Origin of the sequence: Kitasatospora sp. NPDC058162 (assembly GCF_042884005.1) — a bacterium.
In the GTDB taxonomy this organism is placed as follows: Bacteria; Actinomycetota; Actinomycetes; order Streptomycetales; family Streptomycetaceae; genus Kitasatospora.
Genome location: NZ_JBHVUS010000059.1, coordinates 1 through 9,986, shown reverse-complemented (window position 1 = coordinate 9,986; position 9,986 = coordinate 1). Strand labels below are relative to the sequence as shown.

The window sequence follows — 9,986 nt, the reverse complement described above, 5'->3', positions numbered from 1 at the left end:
TCCCGGGGTGGGCCCCTCTGGGGGCGCGTGTCCGGGGGGCTGGGGTTGTGCCCCGCCCGCTCGGGGGCCGGGGGGGGGCCCCGGGCCCGGGGGGCCCCCCCCCCCGACTCCTGAAATCCAGGTACTACAGGGGGACTTGTGATTCTCACCGACCAACTCATCGAGTCTTACCAGCGGGACGGCTTCGTCCTGGTGGAGAACGTCATCGCAGCCGAGGACATCGGTCGGCTGCGAGCCGAGGCCGAGCGACTCTTCGCCCTCGATCATCCCGGCCGCGTCTTCGAGAAGGACGGGAAGACGGTCCGAGGCATCCACGGCTGCCACACCACGGGCGAGCTCTTCCCCCGGCTGATCCGCCTTCCTTCCCTGCTCGCCTCCGCCGAACAGCTGCTCGCGAGCAAGGTCTACGTGCATCAGTGCAAGATCAACGCCAAGCGGGCGCTGAGCGGCGACACCTGGCCCTGGCACCAGGACTACATCTTCTGGGAGCAGCAGGACGGCCTGCGTGAGCCCCGGGTGGTCAACGTGGCCCTCTTCCTCGACGAGGCCGACGAGTTCAACGGCCCCCTGCTCTTCGTCCCGGGGTCCCACCTCCAGGGCGTGATCCGGACCGAGCGCAACGGGTCGAGCCCCGACGAGGAGGCCCCCGGCTGGGCGTCGAGCCTCTCCGCGGACCTCGACTACGCCCTCGGTCCGGACGACGTCGCCCGTGCCGTCGGCGACCGCGGCATCCGCTCGGCGACCGGCCCCGCGGGAAGCCTGCTCTTCTTCGACTCCAGGATCGTGCACGCCTCGGGGCCGAACATGTCCCCGGTCGACCGCACGCTCTTCCTCGCCACGTACAACAGCGTCGAGAACGAGCTCGCCGATGTCCCCACGCCCCGCCCCGAGTTCCTGGCGGCCCGCGACAACCAGCCGCTGGAGGCCCTGAATGAAGCGCTGTGAGACCGCGGGCCTCCGGGCGGCGGGCGCCGACACGAGGAGCCGGGAATGGCACTGATCCACATCCTCACCGAGGCGATCGGCCGCCACCGTGCCGAGGTTGCCGTCGTCGAGGGCGAGGAGTCGCACACCTACGGGGAACTCGACGCGCTGTCCGCGCGCATGGCGGGCGGGCTGCGGGAGCGCGGGGTCGGCAGCGGTGACCTCGTGGCCGTGTACGCCACCCGTTCCTGGCTGCGCTGTGCCGCGGTGCTCGCGGCCTGGCGGGTGGGCGCGGGGGTGGTCTCGCTCGACCCGGGCCTGCCGCGACCGCGCACCGAGCGGATCCTGCGGGGGGCCGGAGCGGCCCTCCTGGTCCGCGAGGACGGCTCCGCCGAGACGGGGTTCGACCTTGCCGAGTGCGCCTTCGGAGACCTCGGCACCGGCACCGGGAGCCCGGAGCTCGCCGAGGGGCCGATCGCCTATGTGATCCCGACGTCGGGCTCCACCGGTGAGCCCAAGTCCGTCGCGGTGCCCCCGGTGGTCCTGGAGGCCCTGGCGGTCTGGCACCGGGAGCACTGGGTTCACGACGTTCCGCCGCACACCCTGCACGCCGCGTCGATCGGCTTCGACGTGGTCTACGAGGACATGGTGTCCACGTGGCTCGTCGGGGCCCGGCTCGTGATGGTCGACGACCAGCAGCGCCGGGACGCGTTCGAGCTGGTGCCGCTGATCCGGCGCCATGAGGTGGCGCGGCTGTTCATGCCGGTCGGTGCCCTGCACGGCATGGCGATGGTGACCACGCTCGGTGGGGAGTCGATCCCGTCCGTCCGTGAGATCGCCGTGGCCGGCGAGCAGCTGGTCATCAACGACGAGGTGCGGGAGATGTGCGGCGACGGCCGGATCCGGCTGGTGAACCAGTACGGGCCGAGCGAGACGCATGTGATCACCCAGCACCGGCTCGACGGCGACACCCGCGACTGGCCGGACCGCCCGCCGATCGGAGTCGCGGTCGTCGGTGCGGAGCTGCTGTGCGCCGAAGACGGCCGGGTGCGCCCGTACCGGCCGGGTGAGACCGCGGAGCTGATCGCCGCGGGTGACTGCGTCGGCGTGGGCTATCTCGGGGACGAGGCGCTGACCAAGGAGAAGTTCCAGGACCTCGTCCACGTCGACGGCGGGGTACGGCGCTGCTACTCGACCGGCGACCTGGTCCGGTACGACGGCGAGGTGTACTGGTTCGTGTCCCGCGTGGACGACCAGGTGAAGGTGAACGGCTACCGCGTCGAGCCCGGCGAGGTGGAGGCGGTCCTCGCCCGCGTCGCGGGCGTGCGCCGGGCGCTCGTCCTGTGCGTGCGCGGCCAGGGTACGAACCAGCTGGCCGCGTTCTACGTCCCGCAGGACGAATCGGTGACGGAGGCGGACCTGCGGGACGCCTGCGCGCGGGAGTTGCCCGGTTACATGGTGCCGCGGCACTTCGTACGCATGGACGCCTTCCCCGTCAATGCCAATGGGAAGATCGACCGCGCCCTGCTGATGGGGATGGTGTGAGCCGTATGTCCACAACGACGACGACCGTCACGGACCTGCCCGAGGACGTGTCCACCGAGCGGGGGACGCACCGGGTGCACGAGCTGGTGGCCCGCTGGGCACACCGGACACCGGACGCCCCTGCGGTGACCTGCGGGGGGGACGTCCTGACCTACCGGGACCTCGACGTCCGGGCGAACCGGATCGCACACCGGCTGCGGAGCCTGGGCGTACGTCTCGACGACCCCGTGGCGGTGTGCCTGGACCGTTCACCGCGGCTGATCGTCGCGCTGCTCGCCGTGCTCAAGGCCGGCGGCGGGTATCTCGCCGTGGATCCGAGGGACCCTCTGGAGCGGCGGGCAGCACTCCTTGCCGACGCGGGGGTACGCGTCCTGCTGACCGGGACCGCGGACGGGGCCACCGGTACGGAGGCGGAGGCCGGGACGTACGACGCTCTCGGCGTCACCGTCGTGCACCTCGACCACGCCACGGGCGGCGCGGACGACCTCGCGGTCGAGCCGCTCCCGGTCGAGGCCGGCGCCGGGCCGGACAACCTGGCGTACATCGCGTACACCTCCGGCTCGACGGGCCGCCCCAAGGGCGTCTGCGTGCCGCACTGCGCCGTGGTGCGGCTGGTCTCGGCCGACTTCCTGCGGGTGGACGCGGACGATGTCTTCCTGCAGTACGCGCCGGTCGCCTTCGACGCCTCCACCCTGGAGATCTGGACACCGCTGGCGGCCGGCGGACGGCTCGCGGTCGTCCCCGCGGGCGACTGGTCACCGGGCGAACTCACCGCGCTCGCACGCCGGGAAGGCGTGTCGGTGCTGTGGCTGACCGCCGGCCTGTTCCATCAGTTCGTCGACGCGGGACCCGAGGGCCTACCCCGGCTGCGTTATCTGGTGGCCGGCGGCGACGTGCTGTCGCCGTCGCACGTCGACCGTGTCCGTACGGCACTCCCCGCCGTGACGGTGGTCAACGGCTACGGGCCGACCGAGAACACCACCTTCACCTGCTGCCACCCGGTCACCGAGGCCGTCGGAGACGGTCCGGTGCCGATCGGCCGCCCGATCAGCGGCACGGAGGTGTACGTCCTCGACGAGGAACTCTCCCCGGTGCCGCCCGGGAGCACCGGAGAGCTGTTCGCCGGCGGTTCCGGCCTCGCGCGCGGCTACCACGCACAGGCCGGGCTGACCGCGGAAAGGTTTCTGCCCAACCCCTTCTCACCCGTGCCCGGCGCCCGCATGTACCGCACGGGCGACCTGGCCCGGGTCCGCGACGACGGCGGTCTCGAATTCCTCGGCCGGGCCGACGCCCAGGTCAAGATCCGCGGCCACCGGGTCGAGCCCGGAGAGGCCGAGGCCGCCATCGAGCGGCACCCGGACGTGCTGCGCGCCGCGGTCGTGGCGCAGACGTACACGGGCGGCGACCGCAGGCTCGCCGCCTTCTACGAGAGCGACTTCCCGCTCTCCGCGACGGATCTCCGCGGGCATCTGACAGACGCGCTGCCCTCGTACCTGGTGCCTTCGTACTTCCGGCAGGTGGACGCGCTGCCGCTGACCGCCAGCGGCAAGGTCGACCGGGCAGAGCTGGCCGGGCGCACGGCCGAGGAGCGCCCCGAGCTCGACAACGACTACCAGGCGCCCGCCACCCCGCTCGAAGCACGGCTCGCGCAGCTGTGGGCCGATGTCCTGGAGATCGACCGGGTCGGCGTCGACGACGACTTCTTCGAACTCGGCGGCCACTCCCTCCTCGCCACACAGATCACCGGGCAGATCGCCACGGAGTTCGGCGTCCTCGTCAGGGCACGCAGCTTCTACGAGGACCCGACGGTCGGCGGTCTGGCCCGGACGATCGGCGCGGGGAGCGCGGCATGAGGATCACCTCGTCCGGGCTGAGCGCGGACATCGATCTCGACGCGATCGACCTCTTCGATCCGGGGTTCTACGCCACCGGCGATCCGCACCCGGTCTGGAAGCTGATGCGCGAGAAGGCGCCGGCCCACCGCCAGACGCTGCCGGACGGGCGCAGCTTCCTCTCGGTGACGCGGTACGCCGACGTGAGCGCCGTGCTGCGGGACCACACCCGCTTCACCTCACGCCGCGGGACCGTGCTCTCCGTGCTCGGAAGCACCGATCCCGCAGGGAACAAGATGCTGGCAGCCAGCGATCCGCCGGTGCACACCGCGATGCGCGAACCGCTGAACCGGGTGATGTCCTTCACCGCTCTGGAAGCGCAGAAGCCGCAGGTCAAGCGGCTGGTGCACCGGATGCTCGCCCCGCTCGCCGACGGCGGCACGTTCGAGCTGGCGGCTGCCGCCACCGCCTTCCCGATGGCGTTCACCGGTCTCCTGATGGGGCTTCCGGAGGAGGACCTGGGCGATCTCGCGCGGCTGGCCACGATGGCGGTGGCCCCGGAGGACGCCATGTTCCAGGAGGGCGAGGTCGGGGGGAACCTGGTCACCGCCCACCACGAGCTCTTCGAGTACCTCGCGGAGCGGGTCGGCCCCAGCGCCGGCCAGGACAATCTGATCGGCTATCTGGTCGGCATGGACGCGGGCGGGCGCCGGCTGCGCCACGACGAGATCGTCTTCAACAGCTACAGCATGCTCCTCGGAGCCAACGCGACGACTCCGCACTCCATCGCGGCCACGATCCTCGCGTTGATCGAGCATCCCGAGCAGTACGCACGGCTGCGGGAGGATCCCGAACTGGTCGCGCCGGCCGTGGAGGAGGGCCTGCGCTGGGCCTCGCCCGCGAACCACTTCCTGCGCCACGCCGTGACGGACACCGAGATCGCGGGAACACCGGTCAGGCGCGGCGAGGCGGTGGTCGCCTGGATCGGCTCCGCCAACCGTGACGAGTCCGTCTTCACCGATCCGTATCGCTTCGACGTGGGGCGCTCCCCCAATCGTCATCTCGCCTTCGGCTGGGGCCCGCACTACTGCATCGGCGCGCCGCTCGCGCGGATCGCCCTGCGGCTGCTCTTCGGCGAGCTGGCCCGCCTCGTGGAACGGCTGGAACCTACCGGTGAGGTCGAACACCTGACATCCAATTTCATCGCCGGCATCAAACGGATGCCGGTCGTGGCGACATTGCGCGCCGGCGCCGACGAGGTACTGGCCGCTGCGAACGAGGAGACCCGTGTCCCGAGGTAAATGGCTACTCCGCAGGCCCAGAGGCGAAGCGGCTTCGCGTCTCTTCCTCTTCCCCTATTCGGGGCTCGGCGCGTCGATGTACAGCAAGTGGCCCGCCTCCGTCGGCGGCGCCGAGGTGTGCGCCGTGCAGTTCCCGAGTCGGGAGAACCGTATCCGCGAACCGCACTACGGCACGTACGAGGAACTGGCGGCGAATGTCGCCGAGGGTCTGCTCCCCTATCTGGACCGGCCGTTCGGCTTCTTCGGCCACTGCGGTGGCGCGTTGCCGGCGTTCGCGACCGCGCTGCACCTGTTCAAGGAGGGGCTGCCGACGCCCGACTGGCTGTTCATGTCCTCCCAGGTCTCGCCGCACGACGGGCCGTTCGGCCGCTGGCTCGGGCTGAACGAGAACGAGCTGCGCGCCGAACTGGAGCTTTTTTTCGCCAAATTGGGTGCTCAGCCGAACCCCGACATCATCGAGATGGGCCTCGGCGTTCTGATCGACGATCTGGAGGCCAACAAGAAGTACCACCTCGACGAACCGGTGGAGATGCCGTCGGCGCTCCATGCCATCGGATGGGACGTCGACAAGGAGATCCGGCCGGAACAGATGGGCGGCTGGGCCCGGTACACGGCGGAGGACCGCTTCCACCGAGCGATCCTCCCGGGCGACCACCACACGTTCCTGGGAGCACCCGAGGGACTGCTCGAGGTCCTCGCCGACGCGATGGCACTCGGGGCGACGGAAGACAGCACGGAAGGCACTGGAGAACGGCTCGCATGACGACGACGAACGACAAGAAGTTCGGTGGTCTGTTCCGCCACCGGAGCTTCCGCAATCTGTGGGTGGGACAGACCGCCGCGATGTTCGGTTCGCGCGTGGTCGCCGTGACCGTTCCGCTGATCGCCGCGCTGACCCTGAACGCCTCGCTCTTCGAGATGGGTCTGATCAGCGCGCTGGAGAGCCTGCCCTACCTGTTCATCAGCCTGTTCGCCGGCGTGTGGCTCGACCGCGGCTCCAAGCGGCTCATCCTGGTCGCGACCGATGTCGTGCGCGCCGGTCTGCTGCTGCTCATCCCGCTGGCCTGGTGGCAGGACGTACTGACCATCCCGCTGCTCATGGGCGTCGTCCTGCTGGTGGGTTGCTGTTCCGTCGTCTCGGACATCGGCGGCATGTCGATGCTGCCCGAGGTGGTGGAGCGCACCCATCTCGTGGAGGCGAACAGCAAGCTCGAGCTGAGCAGTTCGGCCTCCAGCCTGAGCGGCAGCGCGATCGGCGGTGCCATCCTCCAGGTGGTGTCGGCACCGGTCGCCATGGTGGTCAACGCGGCGGCCTACCTCATATCGGCCGTCTTCACGGCTCTCGTCAGGACGCCCGCCGGCGCGGTGAAGGACGAGGAGACGCCGTCCAAGGGAGTCTGGCGGGAGATCGGTGAGGGGATCACCTTCATCACCCGCAACCCGACGATCCGGGTGCTCGTCGTCGCCACCATGATCTTCAACTTCTTCACCCTGGCCCTGGAACCGGTGTTCCTCGTCTTCATCACGAGGACGCTGGACCTGGAGCCGATCCACATCGGTCTCATCATGTCGTCCTCGGGGGCCGGCGCGCTGGTCGGCGCCCTGATCGCGGAGCGGTTCGGCCGAAGGCTCGGGCTCGGCCCGGCGCTCGTCACTTCCCTCGGCATGGCCGGCCTCGTCTCCGTACTGCTGCCGGTGGCGACGGTGGTGCCCACATTCCCGGCCGTGGTGCTGGTGATCGTGATGCACTTCGTCGACGCCGCCATGGTCATCGTCTGCAACGTGAACCTGCGCAGCTACCGGACCGCCATCACCCCGGACGAACTCCAGGGCCGGATGAACGCCTCGAACCGGATGCTGGTGATGGGGGCAGCCCCGGTCGGAGCGGTGTTCGGCGGCGCGCTGGGCGGCTGGACCGGGGTGACCGTGGCCCTCGTCGTGGTCTCCGTGGGCATTCTCTGCTCCGCCGCCGTGATCTTCTTCTCCCGCGTGCGGACGGTCCGGGAGATCCCCCAGGACACGGAGCTGGCGGCCGCCACATGACGCGCCGCTCGCTCCGGGTGCTCGCGCCGTACCTGCTGATGGTCGTGGCGCCGCTCGCCATCGGCGTCCTGGTGCTGCGTACCGGTACTGGATTCGAGACCTCGTCGGCGGGGTCCAAGCCCGGTGGCGCCACTGACACCTTCGCGAAGCTGCTCCTGGCGCTGCCGGTGATCCTCCTCGCCTGCCACCTGCTGGCCGCCGTGTTCCGTCGGCTCGGTCAGCCCCCGGTCATGGGCGAGATCATCGCCGGTGTGCTGCTTGGCCCCTCGCTCCTGGGCTGGGCCTGGCCCGCCGGCTTCCACTGGCTGCTGCCAGCCGAGCTCACCCCCTCGATCAACGTGCTCGCGCAGGTCGGACTCGTCCTGTTCATGTTCCTGGTCGGGCACGAGCTCAACGTGGGGCTGCTGCGGCACCGGGCCAAGGCCGCCGTGATGGTCAGCCACGCGAGCATCGCCCTGCCCTTCCTCTCCGGTATCGTGCTGGCCCTTCAGATGTACGGGTCCCTGGGCGAGGGGGTGTCCTCCACGGGCTTCGCCCTGTTCTTCGCGGTGTCGATGAGCATCACCGCCTTCCCGGTCCTGGCGCGCATCCTGCACGACCGCGGGATGAGCGGCAGCGAACTGGCCTCGCTGGCTCTGACCTGTGCCGCCGTGGACGATGTGACGGCATGGTGTCTGCTGGCCGTGGTGACCGCCGTCGCGACCGGCACGTCGGTGGCGGCGACGGGACTGACGGTCGTGCTCACGATCGCCTTCGTCGCCGTGATGCTGCTGGTGGTGAAGCCGCTGATGGCACGTCTGCTGACCCCGCGGGAGGAGGGCGCCCGGGGCGAAGGTGGCGAGGCCGACGGCACCCGGGGCCCGCGGGGCGTCCCCGCATCGGCCGCGCTGTCGATCCTCCTCGGCGGCCTCCTGCTGTCCGCATTCGCGACCGAGAAGATCGGCATCCATCCCATCTTCGGCGCCTTCCTGTTCGGCGCGATCACCCCGCGCGGCCTGCCACAGGTCAAGCACGCCACCGACCAAGTCCGCGGTCTGACGGTGACGTTTTTGCTGCCGCTCTTCTTCGTCTACACCGGCCTGCGTTCCAGCTTCGGCCTGCTGGGTACGGACGCGAGCCTGTGGCTCTGGTGCAGTGTGATCACGCTGGTGGCCATCACCGGCAAGTGGGTGGCGAGCACGGTGGCAGCACGCGTGTCCGGGATAGGCCGCCGGGACGCGTGGTCGATCGGTGCGCTGATGAACTGCCGTGGCCTGACCGAACTCGTGGTGCTGAACGTGGGACTCGACCTCAAGATCATCAGTCCTACGGTCTTCACCATGCTGGTCATCATGACCCTCGTCACGACCATGATCACAGCACCGGCGCTATCCCTGATCGAACGCTTCTTCCGGGGCACGCCACCTGAGACGCCCTCGCCGGAACCCCGCGTGCCGGCGGACGCACGCCTGGGGAGCGGGGTGGCCTGACGGTCACGTGCACGAGCGAAGGGGGCTCACGAACCGAAGGAAGCCCACCTCGCCGAGCGGAAGCACCGACAAACCCGCCGCGTTCGACGCTCCCTGCGGAGGACCCGTTCGGGGCGACAACTGCGGTCGCACGCGCGAGCGCGTGCGACCGCAGGCAGCGAACGCTTCGAGGGCTTGGACCGACTTGTAGACGCCTTTCGGTATCCGCTTCTTCGTCAGCTCCGGCGAACCAGCGCTCGACCAGGTTGAGCCGTGACGAGCCGGTCGGGGCGAAGTGCAGGTCGAAGCGCGGGTGGGAGACCAGCCAGGTCTCGATCGTCGGCGTCTTGTGGGTGTGTTTGCGCCGCTCAGGCCTGCGGCAACGTCAGTCGGAAGCGGAGAGACGAACCGGCGGCATGCTGAGCGTCCGAACGCGATCCCGTTCGGGATCGCGTCGTTCCGGATCGCCGGCTTCATACTGTGGCCGTTCGGGCGGACCACCGTCGAGCGGCGGGACGCCGGCGCCGCGTCCTGCGTCGGCAACGTCATCTGGTTCGTCTTCGCCGGGTGGTGGCTGGCGATCGGGCACCTGCTCACCAGCATCCCGCTGTTCCTGTCGATCATCGGGATCCCCTTCGGCTGGGCCAACCTCAAGATGATCCCGATCTCGCTGATGCCGCTCGGCCGCGAGATCGTCTCCACCGACCAGGAGTGGGGCGCGCGGTACTGACCTGACCGGTCGTCGGGGAGGGGGCTTGGTCCCGCACCCCGACGACCCGCCCCCGACGACCGGCCCGCGGGTCAGTAATCCGAAGCCCTTACGGGCTCACCCCAACGGGGTGAAAATCTGGGTGGGTCCGTCCGGCTGACGTCGTATCCTCTTGGCGCTTTCC

At 70.0% G+C, this 9,986-nt stretch carries 8 protein-coding genes and 1 pseudogene; 8 read left to right on the top strand and 1 reads right to left on the bottom strand.

Annotated elements, in window-relative coordinates:
* Window positions 1-138: 138 nt before the first annotated feature.
* The 7 genes from ACFVXG_RS44455 to ACFVXG_RS44425 are packed head-to-tail and all read left to right on the top strand — an operon-like array spanning window position 139 to window position 9,114.
* Entirely contained in the window at window positions 139-945 is an 807-nt protein-coding gene (locus ACFVXG_RS44455; protein WP_387936224.1) for a phytanoyl-CoA dioxygenase family protein, read from the top strand.
* A 45-nt stretch (window positions 946-990) separates the two neighbouring features.
* Window positions 991-2,469, top strand: a complete 1,479-nt coding sequence (locus tag ACFVXG_RS44450; protein WP_387936223.1) for an AMP-binding protein — start codon at window positions 991-993, stop codon at window positions 2,467-2,469.
* A 5-nt stretch (window positions 2,470-2,474) separates the two neighbouring features.
* On the top strand, window positions 2,475-4,322 hold the full coding sequence (locus ACFVXG_RS44445) for an amino acid adenylation domain-containing protein (RefSeq protein WP_387936222.1): 1,848 nt from the start codon (window positions 2,475-2,477) through the stop codon (window positions 4,320-4,322).
* Window positions 4,319-5,602, top strand: a complete 1,284-nt coding sequence (locus ACFVXG_RS44440; RefSeq protein WP_387936221.1) for a cytochrome P450 — start codon at window positions 4,319-4,321, stop codon at window positions 5,600-5,602. Before ACFVXG_RS44445 ends, ACFVXG_RS44440 begins: the two co-directional genes overlap by 4 nt.
* Window positions 5,589-6,365, top strand: coding sequence for a thioesterase II family protein (locus ACFVXG_RS44435; RefSeq protein ID WP_387936220.1), 777 nt, complete (start codon window positions 5,589-5,591; stop codon window positions 6,363-6,365). The genes ACFVXG_RS44440 and ACFVXG_RS44435 overlap by 14 nt, the downstream gene beginning before the upstream one ends.
* A complete protein-coding gene (locus ACFVXG_RS44430) occupies window positions 6,362-7,645 on the top strand; it encodes an MFS transporter (protein WP_387936219.1) in 1,284 nt (427 codons plus the stop codon). The genes ACFVXG_RS44435 and ACFVXG_RS44430 overlap by 4 nt, the downstream gene beginning before the upstream one ends.
* Window positions 7,642-9,114 carry a cation:proton antiporter gene (locus ACFVXG_RS44425; protein ID WP_387936218.1) on the top strand — a complete coding sequence of 491 codons (1,473 nt, stop codon included), beginning with the start codon at window positions 7,642-7,644 and terminating at the stop codon, window positions 9,112-9,114. The genes ACFVXG_RS44430 and ACFVXG_RS44425 overlap by 4 nt, the downstream gene beginning before the upstream one ends.
* A gap of 162 nt (window positions 9,115-9,276) precedes the next feature.
* Here the strand turns inward: ACFVXG_RS44425 and ACFVXG_RS44420 are convergent.
* Window positions 9,277-9,448: pseudogene (locus tag ACFVXG_RS44420) on the bottom strand (IS630 family transposase); the annotation flags it as partial.
* Here ACFVXG_RS44420 and ACFVXG_RS44415 point away from each other — a divergent pair.
* Window positions 9,389-9,823: a YccF domain-containing protein gene (locus ACFVXG_RS44415; protein WP_387936217.1), complete on the top strand. Its 435-nt coding sequence runs from the start codon at window positions 9,389-9,391 to the stop codon at window positions 9,821-9,823. The pseudogene ACFVXG_RS44420 and the gene ACFVXG_RS44415 sit on opposite strands and share 60 nt — an antisense overlap.
* Window positions 9,824-9,986 lie beyond the last annotated feature (163 nt).

Coding starts and splice junctions, on each gene's coding strand:
- ACFVXG_RS44430 (WP_387936219.1), top strand. CDS start 6,362: ATGACGACGACGAACGACAAGAAGTTCGGTGGTCTGTTCCGCCACCGG.
- ACFVXG_RS44445 (WP_387936222.1), top strand. CDS start 2,475: ATGTCCACAACGACGACGACCGTCACGGACCTGCCCGAGGACGTGTCC.
- ACFVXG_RS44450 (WP_387936223.1), top strand. CDS start 991: ATGGCACTGATCCACATCCTCACCGAGGCGATCGGCCGCCACCGTGCC.
- ACFVXG_RS44425 (WP_387936218.1), top strand. CDS start 7,642: ATGACGCGCCGCTCGCTCCGGGTGCTCGCGCCGTACCTGCTGATGGTC.
- ACFVXG_RS44440 (WP_387936221.1), top strand. CDS start 4,319: ATGAGGATCACCTCGTCCGGGCTGAGCGCGGACATCGATCTCGACGCG.